We start from the raw sequence: 18686 nt of genomic DNA on the forward strand, positions 1-18686 counted from the left end.
TGACATGTGGAGGGGTAGGATTATGGAGATTGAAAATATAAAAAATATTTGCGTGGTTGGGGCAGGGAATATGGGTCGTCAAATTGCCCTCTGCGCGGCCTTAGCCGGTTACATTGTAACGTGTATAGATGTTAGCCAGGAGATGCTGGATAAAGCCAACGAGTTTGTCCAGGCCTACTTGACCGAGCGGGTGGCCAAAGGTAAGTTAAGTGAACAGGAAGCGAGCCTGGCGCAGATCAACCTTAGTTTTACCCCGTACCTTAGTGATGCCGCGGTCAATGCTGATTTTGTGATTGAGGCTGTTTTGGAGAAATTAGATGTTAAACGCCAGCTGTTTGCCGAGTTAGACCGAATTTGTCCGTCCCATACCATTCTGGCAACCAATAGCTCTACCTTTGTAAGTTCTAAATTAGCAGATGCTACAGGGCGACCGGCGAAGATCTGTAATATGCACTTTTTCAATCCAGCCTTAGTAATGAACCTGGTGGAGGTTGTTCAAGGTCCGCATACCTCGGAAAATACTGTCCGGGTGGCCGAAGAGGTATGCACGAAATTGGGCAAGAAGGCTATTCTGCTGAGAAAAGAGATTTACGGTCTCCTGGTCAACCGGCTGCTGAATGCTTTACAGCAGGAAGCTCTTTTTTTAGCTGAAGTAGGGATCGCTTCTCCCGCGGATATTGACATAGCGGTCGTCAATGCCCTGGGACATCCGATGGGACCGTTTCGGTTAATGGATTTGATCGGTCTGGACGTCTTGTATTATGCTGCAGCGGAAAAGTATCAGGATAGTCTTGATCCTAAAGATAAGCCTTCGCCCTTGTTGGTGGAAAAATATGCAAGGGGGGAATGGGGAAAGAAAATAGGCAAAGGTTTCTATTCTTATGAGTAATGTTCATATCAGGGTAATGGTCAAACGTCGGAAACCTCATTGCCTACCGTGAAAGGGGTGAAAAGTTTTCAGAACTATCTAAATTATATGGGAAGACATTGGGGCTAAAACAGCAAGGCTTTTGATAAGCCATAGATTGGTTTAGCTCCCGTCGTGGCTAATTTGTTTGCTACGATCAAAAAAATAAATGAAAGTGGAAAAATGTGCTGTTTGCCGAACAAAACACCAACATGCTCTGCGCACCGCGGTATGTTTTGTAAAATGGGCAGGATAGTTTTGCATGATCAAGTAGTGCGTTATCCGGAAATATAGGCTTAAAAAAGTTATTCGGGAGTTAGAAAATCTGAAAACTATCAGGAAGACGGGGATCAACACATGACAAAACCGGTTGTGTCATTGGTAAATTTCACTGAGCCATACCAGTCCCTAAAAAATGCCTTGGATTTGTGCGGCGGACTGGAGGGTCTGCAAACCAGCGATAATATTTTGATTAAGCCCAATCTAGTTTCTTGGGATTTTGAATTGCCGTTTCCACCCTTTGGAGTGGTCACGACTAGTACGCTGATAGGCAATTTGGTACGTCTGCTCAAAGAACACGGTTTTGACAATTTGACCATTGGCGAAGGTCCTGCTGACCTGAAATTAAAAGACAACTCTATTTTTACTGCTTTGGGCTACGACAAGTTGGTTCAGCAATATGGCGTTAAGCTGGTTAATTTTCATCGGGATAGTTTTATTCCTGTAGATTACGGTGATTTTAAGTTATCCATTGCCAGAGAGGCCCTCGCGGCAGACAAGATCATTAATGTTCCGGTCTTGAAAACTCATAACCAAGCCAAGGTGTCCTTAGGACTTAAAAATCTCAAAGGTTGTTTAAACCGGAAATCAAAAATGATTTGCCATGGGTTGGGTGAAATGGATCTCATGTTCACTTTTCCCCGCATTATCGAGAAACTGCCTGTTGCGCTCACTATTATCGACGGGATTTACACTTTGGCTAAGGGGCCGGGCCCTACGGGCAAGGCGTTACGGCGCAATCAGCTAATTGCCTCACGTGATCCTTTTGCCTGTGACTTAGTGGGAGCGGAATTACTAGGCTACAGGGGGGAAGAAGTAGAGTTTTTGCGCCATTTTTCGGAGCGGGCAGGCCGTAGCCTCGACTTGGCCGATGTAGAGGTGAAAGGGGAAAATGTGGCGGAACAACGGTCCTTTATCGAATACGACTGGGAATGGACTGAGGACAATACGGGACCATCCGGGTTTCAGAAGCGCGGCATTTCCGGCCTCGCCGTCCGGAAATATGATAATTCCTTGTGTACCGGTTGCTCGGCAGAGTTTAATCCCATGCTGATTCTTCTGATGTCTGCTTACGGCGGGGAGCCTTTTGATGAGGTGGAAGTTGTAAGCGGTAAAAGTCAGTTGGCCCAGCCTGGATTTAAGAAAACGATCCTATTTGGCAAGTGCGCCTATGACATGAACAAGAATAATCCCGATATCAGCCATGCGGTACCGGTGCCAGGTTGTCCCCCTGACATAAAAAAGTTTGCATCAACTCTGGCTAAGGAAGGTATTTTATGTCATTACGATGATTATGTCAAATATCGTCATACTCTTTTCGACCGTTATAGTGGGAAAAGCGAGTTTGACTTAAGCCATTGGACGATTTGATAGAAAGAAGGGTTAGTATGGGGAAAATTTGGCTTAAAACGTACCCGGAAGGGATTCCACATACTTTGGATTATGGCACAACATCATTACCCGCGCGCCTAGAAGAACAGGCCAATGCTCAGCCTGACAAGGCTGCAATTATTTTTTATGGCCGGGTGCTCACCTACCGCGAATTAAGTGAGGAGGCTTCCCAATTTGCTGCGGCCCTACGGAAATTAGGGGTGAACAAAGGGGACAGAGTTGCATTTTTCCTGGAAAATTGTCCCCAGTTTATTATTGCTTATTTAGGCGTCCTGCGCTGTGGTGCGGTATTGGTCGCGCTTAATCCAATGTTTAAAAGGCAGGAACTAGCCTACGAATTAGAGGATACCGGGGCGGAAACATTACTGGTCCAAGACTTGTTGTATCCGGTGTTTGACTCGGTCGGGCCTAGTCCTGTGAAACGGGTGATAGTAACAAGCTTGAGTGACTATCTGCCTAACCAACCGTCCTTGCCATTGCATCCTGACATGCATGCTGAAAAGCAAGTTTGGGTAAATACCTATGACTTTGCGGAGTTGCTACGGGATCCGGAATTGGAGCAAATCCAGTTGGAACAAATTGAACTCTCCGATCTGGCACTTCTCCAGTACACATCAGGCACCACGGGGATTCCCAAAGGCGCCATGATCACACATGGTAATATCATCGCGAACTCTTACGGCGCTTCAGTATGGCATAATTATACTCAAGACGATATCCATCTAACTGTGGCGCCCTTGTTTCACATAACCGGCATGATTTTATGCATGAGTACCCCTTTATTCAGCGGCGGCACGATTGTCCTGTTTACCCGGTTCGACGTTGAGGTAGCTTTAAAGGCGATCGAACTGTACCGTGTCTCGGCGTTGACAGCGGTAACTACAGTTTTTTTAGCATTAATTAATTATCCACATTTAAAAAAATATGATACAAGTACATTGAAGTTGAGCATTTCTGGAGGGGCCCCTGTACCATTGGAAGTCCTCCGCAAATATAGGGAACTAATTGGGACGGATTTGCTTCAGGGATATGGCATGAGTGAAACCACAGCGCCGGTTACGCAAAATAACCGGTTAAGGCCCAAGGATGATTCGGTCGGGCCCCCGTTGATTGACGTAGATGTCAAGATTGTGGATCTGGTGGACGGCGAACGTGAAGTAGCCTTAGGCGAGGAAGGGGAATTGTGGGTCAAAGGGCCCCAGGTAATGGTTGGATATTGGAACAAGCCGGAAGAAACTGCGGCATTTCTGCGTGATGGTTGGTTGGCCACGGGGGATATCATGAAAATGGATGAAGAAGGTTATCTCTACATTCGGGGCCGCAAAAAGGAATTAATTAAAGCTTCCGGATATAGCGTATTTCCGGCTGAGGTCGAAGCCTTGCTTTACCGCCACCCTGCTATCGCTGAAGTGGCCGTGGTGGGAATTCCTCACCCGTATAGGCAGGAAGATGTAAAAGCTTTTATAACCTTAAAACCTGAGTACAAAGGCCAGATTACGGAGGAAGACATGGTGGCCTGGGCCAGGGACAACATGGCCGTATACAAATATCCACGGCAAGTAGAATTCCGGGATAGCTTGCCGAAAACCGCTTCCGGAAAGTTGCTGCGTCGAATGCTGGCGGACGAAGAACGTCAGAAAGCGGAGGCCAAGGCTAACTAATCGTAGTTGGTTCCGGTAGATGGGGTGAAGCACTAAGTTTGAATACGGCTAAAAAAGCTAACCTGACAAAGTAAGTTATGGTAACAGGAAGGAGAAAGAAGTTATGAGAACTGCGCGGCAATATCTTGAGAAATTAAAAAGCATGCGGAAAAATGTCTTTTTAGAAGGAGAGTTGGTGGAGAGGGATGACCAGCGCCTGAAGCCCGGTATAAATGTAATCGCCGAGACTTTTAACTGGGCGGCTGCCGAGGAAGAGGGTGAAGTGTTTACCACTCGCTCCCATCTGACCGGAGAAAAGATCAACCGCTTTTGTCATATTCATCAGAACCCAGAGGATTTGCTGAAAAAGCAAGAAATAACCCGCGAATACTCCAGGCGGGTAGGTGGCTGTATCCAGCGGTGTATGGGAACAGATGCGCTCAATGCTCTCTCTGTTGTTACCAAGGAGGTTGATATAGCTACTGGCAGCGATTACCACCAGCGCTTTTTGGATTATCTCCGTTACTATCAAGCGGAGGACCTTGTGGCCAACTGCGCCCAAACCGATGTCAAAGGAGACCGCACATTACGTCCTCATCAACAAAAGGATCCGGATATGTATCTTAGGGTAACCCGAAAAACCGATGAGGGGATCATTGTGCGTGGGGCCAAAGCTCATAATTCTACGGCGTCCTATGCCGACGAATTAATTGTGTTTCCCACCCGGGCAATGACGGAAAAAGATGCTGATTGGGCTGTAGCGTTTGCTATTCCGGCTGATTCTCCGGGAGTGTCGCTGATTGTACGCCCGGCTGCTTACCGCCAGCGGGAGAAAATGAAAGCTCCTATTGTCGAATACGGTGATGTCAGTTCTTTAACGGTTTTTGATGATGTGTTTGTGCCATGGGAGCGAGTATTTTTATGCGGTGAGTATGAATTTGCCGGTCAATACGCTTCTCTTTTCGCTACTTTCCATCGTCATAGCTATACCGGTTGTAAACCAGGGAGAACCGACATCATATTGGGGGCTACTGCTTTAGTGGCGGAATATAACGGGATTGAGAAAGCTCCCCATGTCCGTGACGATTTGGCGGAATTAATCACCATGTCGGAATTGGTCTACGGGGCAGGGATTGCAGCTGCGGTAAAAGGAACAGTCGCCGCATCAGGTACCACTGTTCCGGATACCATTTTTACAAACGTAGCCCGCTATCATGCCGGAGTCAATATTTACCGGGAGTATGAAATCCTAGCCGGAATTGCAGGAGGATTGCCTGCAACTCTACCGTCGGAAAAAGATTTCGTCAATCCTGAAACGGCTGGGTATTTGAACAAGTACATTATACGCAAAGAAGGGATTTCGGCAGAGGATCAAGAACGCTGTTTTCGGATGTTAAGTGATTTTCTAGCCTCGGCCTTTGTCGGAGTTAGCATGGTTGGCGGCGTACATGGCGGAGGTTCACCCATCATGGAACGACTGGCCATTACCGGGCAGTATGATGTCCAATCGAAAAAAGAACTAGCCAAATATTTGGCCGGGATAACGACAACTGTCTAGTATTTGGCCTGAGTGAAAATTAACCAAGATAAGGAGGAATCCGGGTGTGTTGGTTATGCGAGAAATATGGTGATGGCTACAAATAGTATCTTAACCCGGAGAACTATGCTAGGCGTTTGTCCAAGGTACGTAAAGACACCAGAGAAGCTTTCGGGGCTGATGCTATCCCTAGGCTGGCGGGTATGGGGGCGGGGGTGTTCAGGCCACCGCTTTCCACTTGTACATTAGAACTAGCAGAGGTTATAAATACTAGGGAGAATTATATTCCATACGGGCATTAGACACTGCAAAGGAGTTTTCCTAACCTCTACCCCTTGACAGGTTGAACGGAGGAATGTTAAGGGCACACCTGTGAACCTCGTGAGACATGGGGTGAACCATTAGGGACATTGTATAGAACCAATTGTGCTACCATGATGTGGAAAAACGAGGAGACCCTCTTTTACCATGGTAACCACAAATTGTGAGAACTTTTGCCTTGTAGGAGTTAAAAGAGACTAAGCAAAATCTATGAAAAGGCGAGTATTAGCGAGCAAATCTTAATTTATTGAGGGGGGATTAAAGGGGCAAATACTTTGAGAATATTCAAACAAATTATAAAACAGGAGGGAAATTTTATGTTAAAAAAAAGAAAGAACATATTAAGTTTGCTACTTATTGCATTATTGTCCGTTTCCGTACTCCTAAGCGGGTGCGGTTCTGTTAAAACTGAATCTGCTTCTACTTCACCTTCAACAACGGCAAAAGTTATTAATATTGGCTGGTCGGGACCCCTGAGCGGTGGGGCTGCTCAATACGGCAAGGATACGCTTGACGGGCTTCAGATGGCAGTTGATGAAATCAACGGCGGCGGTGGGATCACCGTCAATGGACAGAAATATACCTTTAAAGTTATTTCCCTTGATGATCAGTATAAACCCGATATGACAGCCACGAACGGGAGGCGACTTGTTTCAGAATACAAAGCGCCGGTGATTTTTGTTCCCCATACCGGAGGTATTTTTGCCTTACAGGAATTTAACATTGATGATAAATTCTTAATCGAAGCCCATTCCTCCGACCCCACCGTTGCACCTCGTAACAATAAATTAACATACATTGGAGCTCCCGCTTACAGTGGGCAGCCAGTGACTTATTCCAAGATTGCCATGCAAAAGTTCGGTAAAAAGGTTGCCCTTATTCCCGCAGTAACTCAATACGGTAAAGATTGGGCAGCCGCTATGGAAACTGCCTGGAAAAATAATGGGGGTACTGTTACTGGATCGTTTCCTCTGGACTTCAACACCCAGACAGATTTCTTCCCGTACATCAGTAAAGCTTTAGCGAGCAATCCAGATGTAATCTACGTAGGCGGCCCGTCCCAGCCTTCTGCGCTTCTGATTAAGCAGGCCAAACAGCAAGGTTTTAAAGGGGGCTTTATTATTAGCGATCAACCCCGGCTGGAGGATATGGAAAAAGTCGTTGCCCTGAGTGAATTGAACGGAACCATTGCCTTAATGCCGCTATACCAGTGGAATACTCCTGGTGTGAAAAAATTCGTGGAAGCTTTTAAAACAAAATATAACGGTAAGGTTCCTACATTCCACAATGCAGGGATGTATATGGCAATGAAACTTATTGCCATGGGCATGGAGAAATCAGGAAGTGTTAATGACCCATCGAAGTTTTATGCAGGCATGAAACAGGTGCTGCCGATTAAAGGTGATTCAATGCCGTATGAACTGGATAATATTACGGATAATGGTCAGCTGGTTCAACCGGACCAGGGAGTCATAATTACTGACGGAAAGTACGGGCAACCTTTCCCGATCATTGCGAAGTAAGCTTCTTCCAGGCCGGAAACGCTGCCGAAGTAAATGACTGCAGCGACTTTCCGGCCCCCCGGTCAGGGGCATACTTCCTTAATTAATAATAAATCGGTTTACCGAGGAAATGGGGGTTTATTATGGACCTGTTTATCCAGCAATTATTAAATGGGCTGACGCTGGGAAGTATTTATTGCCTCGTTGCTCTGGGGTTAACACTAATCTATGGCATTATGGAAGTGCCTAATTTTGCCCACGGTCATTTATATATGATTGGTGCTTACGTTACATTTTTCAGTATTACGGTTTATGGTCTAAACTACTGGATGTCTGCTCTGTTGGCTGGGATATTGATTGCCATCTTGGGGGTAGTGTTGGAGAGAGTCGTTTTTAACCCACTGCGCCATGCTCCCAGCAGCAATAAATTTATCGCCGCCATTGGGGCTATGATGTTTCTGGAAGCTGGAGCCAGGCTGCTGTGGGGGGCTGATTTTCGCAGTATACCGGCTATCTATGACAAAGTTGTTAGCATAGGTGGGATCCGGATTACGGAGCAAAGGATAATCGTGATTATCGCAGCCATAATTTTAATCTCAGCCCTTAATCTGTTCTTGAAACGAACAATTTTAGGTGCATCAATTGAAGCTGTTGCCCAAAACGCCGAAGGGGCTAAGCTGGTCGGAATCAATAGCAAAGCGGTGGCCATGCTTACATTTGCTATCGCCTCATTCCTGGCAGCGATTGCTGCTACTTTGGCCGGCCCCATTTTTCTTGTCTTTCCAACCATGGGTGAGCTGATTATCATGAAAGCATTTGTCATTATTGTTATTGGTGGCATGGGCAGTATTCCAGGGTCCATAGTGGGGGGGTATATTCTCGGTCTGGCGGAGAGCTTGGGAGCAACCTATGTTTCCGTAGATTACAAAGATGTGTTGGCTTTTCTTGTACTTGTCCTAATTTTGACTGTTAAACCTACGGGCCTGTTTGCGAAGGGGGTACGGTAATGGCAGCAATAAAGCAGAATTTTAAATGGTCTTGGTTTTTTTATCTGGCTATGTTGTTCTTGGCCCTGATATTTCCCTTCCTTAGTCCGAACAGCTACTACATCCAAGTTGTCTCGATGGGTTTTATTTTTGCTATCGCTGTTTACGGACTTAATCTCATCGAGGGCTACATGGGCCAACTGTCATTGGCGCAGTCCGGGCTATTTGGTGTCGGGGCCTACGCAGCGGCCCTCCTGACTATGAAGGGGAATATGTCATTCTGGATAGCGGTACCATTGGCCTCATTACTTACAGCAGCATTTGCTTTTGTGGTTGGGTTAATTTCCTTTCGCACCAGGGGGCATTACTTCGTCGTTTTAACCCTGTGCATTGGGGTTATCATCAATTTGATCATTCAAAAATGGGACAGTGTAACCGGAGGAATGGGTGGTTTAATTGGTATTCCCAAACCCAGCCCATTAGGATCCATTGAATTTAATACTATAAAAGCACAGTATTATCTTATTTTGAGCTTTTTGCTGTTCACTGTTTTTGTCATGTACCGGTTGATTCATTCCCTGGTAGGGCAAACTTTTATATCTATCCGCAACAGCGAAGAACTCGCGGCTACTATTGGAATCAATGTCATGAAAAATAAACTTTTAGCCTTTTGTATTGCCGCTTTTTTTACCGGTATGGCCGGGTCGCTATACGCTTCGTTCATTCGATTTATTGGTCCGGATATAAGCAGCCCTACGCTCACTTTCGAATTTCTCCTATATCTATTGGCCGGAGGGCAAGGGACCATAGCCGGACCGATTGTCGGTACTTTACTTATGTCTGGACTTACAGAAAGTCTTCAGTTTTTAAAAGAATACCGTTTATTGCTCTACGGGCCGCTTTTGATTTTGATTGTTAAGTTTTTTCCCTTGGGTCTTGTTGGCTTTGTCAAGGTCTCAATTAGTAGAATTTTCCAAAATAGTCCTCAGCAAGATAGCGATAAAGGAATAAAGCAAGGTTTGCCGGCGAAAGGAGAAGGGTTATGATTTTGGAAACCAAAGCCTTGGGAAAGGATTTCGGAGGGTTGACCGCTCTAAACGATGTTGACTTCCAAATCAACGAAGGGGAAATTGTCTCCATCATAGGACCCAACGGTGCCGGAAAATCTACTTTTTTTAATGTCATTTCCGGATTTTACCCGCCATCCCGGGGCAGTGTCAAGTTTCAAGGCCGTGAGATGACTGGGACGCCGACCCATATCTTTGCCCGGTGGGGTATTGCAAGAACCTTTCAATCGACTCACTTGTTTACTAATGGCAAAGTGCTGGATAACTTGATCATCGGTTACCGTCATAAAACTAAAATGGGCTTCTGGGATGCCATAATACGAACGCCAAGGGCCCGCCGTGAGGAAGGGGAGGCCAGGAAAAGGGCAGAAAGAACCCTCGAGTTTGTCGGTCTGGCTGGAATTGCTGATGAGCCCGTGACAAGTATTTCCCAGGAGGAAGGCAAGCGGTTAGCTATTGGGTTGGCATTGATGGGTGAGCCCCGCCTGCTGCTCCTGGATGAGCCCGCTGCCGGTATCAATCATAACGAAACTAATGGTTTGGTAGAACTGATCAAAAAAATTCGCTCGGATGGAATTACCGTATGCCTAATTGAACATAAAGTTCAAATGGTCATGGGGTTGGCTGACAAGATTATGGTTCTCAATTACGGCAGCAAGATTGCTGAGGGAACACCCAAAGAAATTAGCAGTAACCATAAGGTTATTGAGGCATACCTGGGGAGGGCTGAGCATGCTTAAGCTTAAAGGTATTAGCATTCAGTTTGGCAGTTATCAGGCATTACAGAATATCGATATGGAAATCCGACCAGGAGAATTGGTCGTTTTGCTCGGGGCGAATGGTTCAGGCAAATCGACCCTGTTTAGGACTATTAGTGGGTTGCTCAGACCTGCCAGTGGTACCATCGAGTTTAATAATCAAAGAATTGATGGAATCCCTTCACACAAAGTAGTAAGGCTGGGCATTTCCCAGTGTCCAGAAGGACGCCAGCTCTTTGCTCAATTATCGGTGCAAAAAAATCTTTTATTAGGTTCTTTTTCCCGCCGGCGGGATAAAAACGGAGTTCAAGAATCTCTCAGCACGGTTTACGAATTGTTTCCTGCCTTGAAAGATAAAAGAAATGCCCCGGCTGGTTCTTTAAGTGGAGGACAACAGCAAATGTTGGCCATCGGGAGAGCACTGATGTCCTCACCTCAACTTTTAATGTTGGATGAACCGTCAATTGGATTAGCTCCTTTAGTCGTAAATCAAATGTTTGAAATTATTAAAAAAGTGAATGAAAAAGGGACAATGATACTTCTGGCTGAGCAAAACGCTAATATGGCGTTAAAGATCTCGCGCAGGGGTTACGTTTTGGAAAACGGGCGAATTGTGATGCACGATCACAGCGAGGCGCTTGCCGGAAATGAAGAAGTTAGAAAAGCTTACATTGGGGCCTAATAATGTTCCAGCATCTAATGAACGAGAGGGTAGACATCATGGCGAAACCAGTAGTTGCCCTGGTAAAGTACGTGGATCCTTATGACTCTTTGAAAGCAGTTTTGGAACTGAGTGAAGGACTGCAGGGGTTAAACAGAAGCGACAAGATTTTAATCAAACCTAATATTGTCAGTTGGGACTTTGAACTGCCCTTTCCACCTTTCGGTGTTGTCACGACAAGTACAGTGATTAGCAACCTGATAAGGATTTTAAAGGAAAAAGGCTTCCATAACCTGACTATTGGTGAGGGCGCGCCGCCTGATGTAAATGTCAAAGACAGGTCAATCTATGCAACTTTAGGCTATGATAAGCTGGAACAAGAATATGGTGTAAAGCTGGTTGATTTTAATAAAAGCACGTTTCGGGAAGTGGATTTTGGCGATTTTAAGCTTTCAATTGCGGAGGAGGCTCTGGCAGCGGACAAAATTATCAATGTACCGATTTTAAAAACCCATAATCAAGCCAAAGTGTCCTTGGGTATAAAAATCTTAAAGGTTGTTTAAATAACAAGAGTATTTGGGAAATGTTTTACTTCTGCTACGATTGCTTTATCCATTTTCTTTACTTGCTTCTCCAAGGCGTGGATGGTTTCGATGCTCGTGGCTAGGATGAGATTAACCGGTTGAAGAAGACCTCCGCGCAGGCGGTGGGCCTTGCGGGCGGCATCCTTTAGCTTATTGGCTGTGGCTTCTGGATCTTCGAAATGACTTTTACCTTTCTCCATGAGGAAATCAATCAGTTCATCAAGCGGTCGGGCCGCAACCTCTTCTGGAGAAAAAAACTCAAGTGTCAAGAATTCAGATGTAGCGCCGAAAGTGTCGCTAAATACTGCACCCTGGGCAAGAGTACTGAACTTCAAAAACAAGTTGGTGAGGAAATAATTCTTTTCCCGTGAGATCATATTGATTAAGTGACAGCGAAAGCGAGTGAGGCACTACAAAGGCAGGTAGCGGAAATCTACCTGAGAGCCCTCCGGGAGGTGTCCAAAAACGTAAACGTTCGGCAATCACCCAGGCATCAACCCAGTTTTTCTTTGGGAAGATCAACATAAGCCTTTTTGAAATTAGCCACTACCTTGGGGTTGAAAGAATAGATCTGAGGCTGCATTGGGGCTAGACCAGGGTCTTCAGCTAAGAACATCTGTAAAGACCAACTGTACACAGAAGTGGCTTCCAGGCCGATCACAAGCCTTTCATCATTTACTTTCGTGCAGGCTTCGGCGAGATACTTGGCAACCTGTTCACACCCGGGGCGATCATTCAAAGCCTTCAGGCGTTTAACCGGTTCATCACCACGATCATTGACAATACGCACTTTGAAATCCTTGGAACCCACATCAATACCGACAAATAAGCTCAATTAGAATCACCTCGCTTTCTGAGCCGATATTTGTAAGATTAACGTTGGGACCAGGCACCACAACCGGTCAACAACCTCGCCGAATCAGCACTCGTCTTAAAGGAATCATAAATCCACCCGACCTGCTACCAGCGGAGGGGCTCCCTTTAAGCTGTGCAACCTTCGAGTTAAAAGCTCAAGTTGTGGGCTGGCAGTCAGACTAATTAAGAGGTCAAACCCAAGGAGGGAAGGCCTTGCCAGAACGAACCTTACGATTCCATTTTGCCTAAATCCCAACAAAATTCATTACTATATTTCTGTTTTCAAAGAAGAAAGTTTTAGTCTAGGTAGCCTTTGGAGAAGGCATGCGTGTGTGCCTTATGTGGAAAAGCCATTTGGGGTAGTCCTAAAAGAGCTTTCCCACAACGGCACGCCCCGCACACCTTCGACGGCTGCATGGGGTATGCGTTATCCTGCGCGCACCTTGTTGATATTGACCATTTCCATGCTGCGATTTCCAGTTACCGAGACCAAAATAAATGCCCCACGTTCCCTCGATTTATTGGACTCGTGGGGCAGGAACTAATTCGATTATACGAGGAGGTAGGAAAAGTGCCGTTTATAGACATCCAAGGGAAAAACGCGCATTACCAGCAAAACGGTGAATTCCGAACTGACAAGTCGACTTTATTGTTTGTGCATGGCGCCGGTGGAATGGGAAATAAGTGGGTTCACCAATTATCTGGAATCAAGGGCTATAACCTCATTGCCCTCGACCTCCCTGGGCATGGTCGTTCGGAAGGGGAAGCGGCTGATTCTGTAATTATTTACAGGGATTTTGTTTGGCAATTTGTCCAGGCTCTGAGTTTAGGTCCGTTTGTCATCGCTGGACATTCTATGGGTGGGGCGATTGCCATGGAGTTTGCTTTGGCTTATCCTCATTTATTGGAAGGGCTGATCATTGTCGGCAGCGGGGCAAGACTGAGGGTAAACCCGGAGACATTAGAAGTGTTATCCCGGGGCGAACACCCTCTGGGGAATGTAAAATACATCTATTCTCCTAAGGTTTCTCCCATAGTCTTGGAACGGGCTGCCGAAGAGATGAAGACTGTTCCAACCGAGGTTCTCCTGGCGGATTTTCGATCCTGTGATAACTTTAACCTAATGGATAGGGTTCAGAATATTAATCTGCCCACATTAGTCCTCTGCGGGCAAGATGATCAAATGACTCCGGTAAAATATTCGGAATATCTTGCCAAACAACTAGCTCAGTCAAACCTTGTGCTGATTCCGGATGCAGGTCATTCAGCAATGATAGAACAGTCGGAAGCGGTAAACAGAGCCATACAGGATTTTATCGATACACTTCAACGTGTTTCTTAGCGCAACATTATTTCACAGAATACGAAAAGCAGGAAACCGATGCCTTAGCTTGAGGAAATTATTGGAATAGAGGACTAAGGCACAGGCAAAGGCGGTGCAAATTGTAACGGCCTTGCGTCAAGAATTCCCTGGAGTCTGCCCAGCCATATGCTATACACGAACGTCCCTTTGCTTCCGCTGGAATACACTGGTAATTTACCAGGGTATTTTTTTGTCGGAGTCGGTTTATCAAAATAATGTTGTTTAGCGATGTAAGATAGAAGCATAAGATTTGGCTTGGACAAGATCGTGTGGTCATGTAAACTAGCTTAGAAAGGAGTAAGTCTTATGGAATCTATCATTAAAGAATATCGCGAATACCAGACCATCATCCGGGGCTATACTCAGAAAGTTATCCTTGGTACTTGGCGGGAATTAGTTAAGCTGGCTGACTATCTTAGGAACCTTTCCCTCACTTTTGAAACAGTCACCCTCGTTCACCTCGAAAATTACTGCATAGACCGGACTAAGAGCAAATCCCTGGGATACCGCAATCTCATTGTCAGTCAAATTCGTTCCTTTTTTACCTATCTTCAGCAGCAGGAATACAGGTCGCCCAGCGTTAATTTAACCTACGCCAATTTAGATGCTCATCAAGCCCTTCCAGAAGTCGCTTCGCTAGAGGAAATTCAAGATTGTCTTAAAGAATTAAGAAGACAACTCAATTCTATTTTGCGGCGTAGACAGTTTGACCCTATCTGGAAGCGGAATTTAGCCATATTTGCTCTGATGTATGCTACCGGTATCAGGGCCGGAGAAGTTGCTAATCTTTTGCTTCGTGATGTTTTATGGGAAGAGCAAGTCCTCTGCATTCGTGCTGGAAAGGGTCGGAAGGATCGACGTGTCCCAATCGTTGGAGAGGTATTGGAATTACTACAAACGTACTTAGCTACACGGAAAAATCTACATCTGGATGCTCCCTTGTTCCTGACATGGCGAAAGAAAGAAATGGATAATAATTTAGTCGGCCAAACCTTTAGGACTTACTCTAAATTATGGTCAAAGCCCCTTCGCCCCCACCAGTTGCGACATTATGTAGAGTCCCAGGTTATGGGGAGTGTTACCCGAAAATATATTTTTAAGACTTTTTTTATGAAAACACTCTCCATAATGAATAGAAAATTATCCGAAGTCAATCACGCAAAAAAAGCTCTCCGAGAACGGGAGCTGACTTTGGATAATTTTATTGGACGAAACCGCGGTGGGTTAGCACTATGGGGAAATTAAGATTTTCATTCTGCTCTTGGAAAGCAATTTATTCAAAACGAGGATGTTAGAGTGCAAAAATAAGTGCCCAAATAAATCAAAACATGCTCAATTAGACACAGCTCCCCCCTCACCAATGAAGAGGCATTTGAAAAACATTATGCAATTACGTGTTTTGGCGAAGCTTTGTTGAGATGACCAACACCGCAGCAAGTACAGATGGTAAAGTCTTTACCCGTCAGCTTTTTCAAGAATTCGAGGGTGGTCAACTTTGGTTTTGGTAAATCATTTATCTGAGTATGCGTAAGCTTTTTACACAGTTTAAGTTTTGTCGCTTTATTTCTCGGACTTAACAAACCATAATGTCGTATTCTCGTAAATCCAATAGGCAGCACATGAATAAAGAAAACGGCGAATAAATTCATTGGCTGTTACATTCATCTCTTTTTGTTTATTGCTGTCCTTGTAGTCACGCCATTTGAATGTAACCACACCGTCTTCAAGCTTTACGATACGGTTATTAGAAATCGCAACACGATGCGTATACCTTCCGAGATATTCAACAACACAGCCAGTGTTTTTAAATGGTGGCTTACAGTAGACCACCCATTCTTTTTGATAGAACGATGACATCCAATCACGAAACCTGCAAGGATCTTGCAAATCAGAAATAGAGCCATGAAACTCAAGCTTAGCTTGTTTAAGATAATATAAAAACTTACCTCTAAATTTCCTTGATAAAACCTTAACCGGGATGAAGAACTTTTTTCTTGAGTTCACCCACTTGCCGCAAGAGTTAAGACCTCCACCCGGCACAATACAGTGAATATGAGGGTGGTGCATCAGGTTTTGCCCCCAGGTATGGAGGACCGCGGTAAACCGATTTGCGCTCCCAAATATTTTTGTCAGCGGCAAGCTCGGACAAGGTTTCAGTGGCGGCTTTAAACAAAATATCATAGACAGCTTTTTGATTTTGATAAGCAACCGCGTTTAATGTATCTGGAATGGTAAAAACAACATGAAAATACCCGACATTCAGTAAGTCGTCTTTCCTTGCGTCAATCCAACGTTCTTTATTTAACGTTTGGCACTTAGGACAATGGCGATTCCTGCAGGAGTTGTAAGAAATGCGCATAAAACCGCATTCCTCACACTCATCCACATGTCCGCCTAAAGCAGAGGTTCTGCAGTTTTGAATCGCTCGCATGACCTTCAGTTGATCTGGCAATAGGCGATGATTGAGCTGATAGGTTCCTCCATGTTGAGCAAAAATATCTTGTAATTCAACCATGTGAAGAAACCACTGAATGACCATACGCGGGCAAGTTGTCCAAAGGACTTTTTATGCCTGATGTGACATTCGCAAGGTGCAAATAGATTGTCGTGGACTGAATACTGGCATGCCCAAGCAATTCCTTAATCTGTAACAGCGTAGCACCGTCTTCAAGTAGGTGTGTTGCAAAGGAGTGCCGATTATGGGGAGCTCTCCATAACCGGCATTATGTAGAGCCTCAGATTATGGGGAGTGTTGCTATGATTTGACCAATTGTAGGTCTTTTTTTATTGGATCACTCACCATAATACTTCATAATCATCCTAACTAGAAAAAGAAAGGATGATTATTTTGGATGAACTACTCGATTTGAAACAAATTATGGATCAAGTGCTTTTACTTCAGGAAAAGCAGGGGTATGCGTTAACCACTCTCAAGGTTCATCGGGGTGTATACAATGGCCTTCTCAGGTTCATGCAATCCAATAATTACGCAACCTTGAATGAAGAAGTCGGCCTTGAGTATGTGCATAACCGTACCGGAACATCTATGGACGGTTTTTATGGACGAGGTGACAGGAAGACCAATATATTTATGAAGCCGGTCCAGAACCTTCTCGTATTCATAAAGACCGGGAACATATCCTTCTACATGCGGTCAAAGATTTCCGACTTTCAGTGTCCAGAATGTTTTAACGAAGAATATCTTCTTTTCCAGGACTCCTATGAAGAACGTTATTACGCCAGCTCAACCATCGTGAGCAATAATAATATCTTACATAAGTTTCTTTATTTCCTTAATGACGAAAATATTAAGAGCTCCTTAGATATTACTCCTTCTGTAGTCACAAAATTTCTGGGAAATTACAGCACTGCAAAACCTAAATATGTAAGCACTATCCTGTATGTTATGCGTAATTACCTCTTCTTCCTGTATCAGCAGCGATTTACAAAGGAAGACCTCTCCAAATCTCTTCCTAGAGTTCGGACGATGCGCAACGCTTTTATTCCTTATTCATGGAACACCGAAGATGTTAAGAAACTGCTAGGGGCAGTTGATCGGGCAGACCCAAAAGGGAAACGGGATTATGCCATTCTGCTGATTGTTGTCCGGCTCGGATTGCGTGTCAGCGACCTTCGTGGATTGAGGCTTTCTAGCCTCAACTGGAACCGGAAGACCATAAGCATCAGTATGCAAAAAACGAAGCGGCCGATTGAGCTTCCTCTTCTTGAGGATATTGGCTGGGCGATCATTGATTACCTAAAGAACGGACGTCCTCAGACACCAAGTGATAGGGTATTTGTTCGCCATAGGGCGCCATTCGACGCATTTGGTGAGAACGAAAGTTTTCATAGAGAATTGCATCGCTACATGGTCAAGGCTGGGCTGGATATACCTCTTGATGTCCACTGCGGACTACATTCGTTACGAAGCACGCTGGCCAAGAAGATGCTGGAAAGCAATGCAACGCTTCCTGTTATTTCCGAGACTCTTGGGCACCAGAACATAAATACAACGAGCATCTATTTAAAGATTGATCTTGTAGGCCTTCGCCGATGTGCCCTTGATCCTGATGAGGTGGACCTATGAAAAAAATCTATGAGTGGAAAAGTGACATGAAGGGCCTTCTCTGTACATTCATCCAAGAGAAAAAGATGACTAACTTCATATACAAGAAACAGACTAGAGAATTGGAACGATTCGATGCTTATTACTATTACAACGGCTACAGCGGAATTAATCTGACAAAGCCGATGCTAGACCGCTACATCTATGGTGAATTTGAAAAGCCGTGTACTCATTACAAAAAGGAAATCCTTATGAGGAATTTTGCTGAATTCCTAAGCAGGCACGGACATTTAGTTCATATACCCATAATTAAATCCGCCTCCCAGAAGAGGAGTTCTCATATTCCTTATATATTTACAAAAAAGCAATTGCATAAGTTCTTTATGGCAGTCGATTCCTACCCCTTGGAAGGAACCAACAACCGCAACGTGCTTGATCCGATACTGTTCCGTCTTCTGTATGGAAGTGGTTTGCGAGTCTCAGAAACACTAAACCTGCAGCTTAAGGACATCGACATTGAGAAAAATGTTCTCGTCATACGTCATGCCAAGAATAACAAAGATCGGCTTGTCCCTATTGCACAGAGTCTGACCAAACGGATACAGCTTCTGCTGGATACATACCACAGGTTCAATAAGGACGACTCCTTCTTGTTTCCTAGTATGACTGGAAACAGAACAGATAAAAGTGCCGTTTACCGTCGTTTTCGAGATTATCTGCTTATGGCAGACATTCCGCATACGTCTGCCGGGCCAAGGGTTCACGACC

At 44.9% G+C, this 18686-nt stretch carries 13 protein-coding genes and 4 pseudogenes; 14 read left to right on the forward strand and 3 right to left on the reverse strand.

Annotation, left to right across the window (positions count from 1 at the left end; genetic code table 11):
- Positions 1 to 22: 22 nt before the first annotated feature.
- The 10 genes and pseudogenes from ACYQ2N_RS23025 to ACYQ2N_RS23070 form a co-directional block, all read left to right on the forward strand.
- A complete protein-coding gene (locus ACYQ2N_RS23025; RefSeq protein ID WP_460001808.1) occupies positions 23 to 889 on the forward strand; it encodes a 3-hydroxyacyl-CoA dehydrogenase family protein in 867 nt (288 codons plus the stop codon).
- 375 nt (positions 890 to 1264) lie between these two features.
- On the forward strand, positions 1265 to 2557 hold the full coding sequence (locus ACYQ2N_RS23030; protein ID WP_460001809.1) for a DUF362 domain-containing protein: 1293 nt from the start codon (positions 1265 to 1267) through the stop codon (positions 2555 to 2557).
- Between the two features lie 17 nt (positions 2558 to 2574).
- Positions 2575 to 4239 (forward strand): AMP-binding protein, encoded by a 1665-nt coding sequence (locus ACYQ2N_RS23035; protein WP_460001810.1) that lies wholly within the window; start codon positions 2575 to 2577, stop codon positions 4237 to 4239.
- A gap of 103 nt (positions 4240 to 4342) precedes the next feature.
- Positions 4343 to 5776: a 4-hydroxyphenylacetate 3-hydroxylase family protein gene (locus tag ACYQ2N_RS23040; protein ID WP_460001811.1), complete on the forward strand. Its 1434-nt coding sequence runs from the start codon at positions 4343 to 4345 to the stop codon at positions 5774 to 5776.
- A 617-nt stretch (positions 5777 to 6393) separates the two neighbouring features.
- Positions 6394 to 7599, forward strand: coding sequence for an ABC transporter substrate-binding protein (locus ACYQ2N_RS23045; RefSeq protein WP_460001812.1), 1206 nt, complete (start codon positions 6394 to 6396; stop codon positions 7597 to 7599).
- 122 nt (positions 7600 to 7721) lie between these two features.
- Positions 7722 to 8585 (forward strand): branched-chain amino acid ABC transporter permease, encoded by an 864-nt coding sequence (locus ACYQ2N_RS23050; RefSeq protein ID WP_460001813.1) that lies wholly within the window; start codon positions 7722 to 7724, stop codon positions 8583 to 8585.
- Positions 8585 to 9610, forward strand: a complete 1026-nt coding sequence (locus ACYQ2N_RS23055; RefSeq protein ID WP_460001814.1) for a branched-chain amino acid ABC transporter permease — start codon at positions 8585 to 8587, stop codon at positions 9608 to 9610. The genes ACYQ2N_RS23050 and ACYQ2N_RS23055 overlap by 1 nt, the downstream gene beginning before the upstream one ends.
- Positions 9607 to 10371, forward strand: coding sequence for an ABC transporter ATP-binding protein (locus tag ACYQ2N_RS23060; RefSeq protein WP_460001815.1), 765 nt, complete (start codon positions 9607 to 9609; stop codon positions 10369 to 10371). The genes ACYQ2N_RS23055 and ACYQ2N_RS23060 overlap by 4 nt, the downstream gene beginning before the upstream one ends.
- Positions 10364 to 11071 carry an ABC transporter ATP-binding protein gene (locus tag ACYQ2N_RS23065; RefSeq protein WP_460001816.1) on the forward strand — a complete coding sequence of 236 codons (708 nt, stop codon included), beginning with the start codon at positions 10364 to 10366 and terminating at the stop codon, positions 11069 to 11071. Before ACYQ2N_RS23060 ends, ACYQ2N_RS23065 begins: the two co-directional genes overlap by 8 nt.
- 38 nt (positions 11072 to 11109) lie before the next feature.
- Positions 11110 to 11624: pseudogene (locus tag ACYQ2N_RS23070) on the forward strand (DUF362 domain-containing protein); the annotation flags it as partial.
- Here ACYQ2N_RS23070 and ACYQ2N_RS23075 read toward each other — a convergent pair.
- A pseudogene (locus ACYQ2N_RS23075) lies at positions 11616 to 12469 on the reverse strand (IS110 family transposase); the annotation flags it as partial. The pseudogenes ACYQ2N_RS23070 and ACYQ2N_RS23075 sit on opposite strands and share 9 nt — an antisense overlap.
- Positions 12470 to 13060: 591 nt before the next feature.
- Here ACYQ2N_RS23075 and ACYQ2N_RS23080 point away from each other — a divergent pair.
- Entirely contained in the window at positions 13061 to 13831 is a 771-nt protein-coding gene (locus tag ACYQ2N_RS23080) for an alpha/beta fold hydrolase (protein ID WP_460001817.1), read from the forward strand.
- A gap of 327 nt (positions 13832 to 14158) precedes the next feature.
- On the forward strand, positions 14159 to 15097 hold the full coding sequence (locus ACYQ2N_RS23085) for a tyrosine-type recombinase/integrase (RefSeq protein WP_460001818.1): 939 nt from the start codon (positions 14159 to 14161) through the stop codon (positions 15095 to 15097).
- Between the two features lie 137 nt (positions 15098 to 15234).
- On the opposite strand, the pseudogene ACYQ2N_RS23090 reads toward ACYQ2N_RS23085, so the two are convergent.
- Together ACYQ2N_RS23090 and ACYQ2N_RS23095 are read right to left on the reverse strand one after the other, a co-directional pair.
- Positions 15235 to 16367, reverse strand: a pseudogene (locus tag ACYQ2N_RS23090) (IS91 family transposase).
- Positions 16360 to 16536: pseudogene (locus ACYQ2N_RS23095) on the reverse strand (tyrosine-type recombinase/integrase); the annotation flags it as partial. The pseudogenes ACYQ2N_RS23095 and ACYQ2N_RS23090, both read right to left, overlap by 8 nt.
- 164 nt (positions 16537 to 16700) lie before the next feature.
- On the opposite strand from ACYQ2N_RS23095, the gene ACYQ2N_RS23100 reads away from it, so the two are divergent.
- Both ACYQ2N_RS23100 and ACYQ2N_RS23105 read left to right on the forward strand, forming a co-directional pair.
- The gene (locus ACYQ2N_RS23100; protein WP_459998007.1) at positions 16701 to 17939 is read left to right on the forward strand and encodes a site-specific integrase; all 1239 of its coding nucleotides are present in this window, start codon (positions 16701 to 16703) and stop codon (positions 17937 to 17939) included.
- On the forward strand, positions 17936 to 18686 hold a 751-nt coding region (locus ACYQ2N_RS23105; RefSeq protein ID WP_460001819.1), incomplete at its 3' end, for a tyrosine-type recombinase/integrase. The genes ACYQ2N_RS23100 and ACYQ2N_RS23105, both read left to right, overlap by 4 nt.

The organism is Paradesulfitobacterium aromaticivorans (assembly GCF_054657415.1).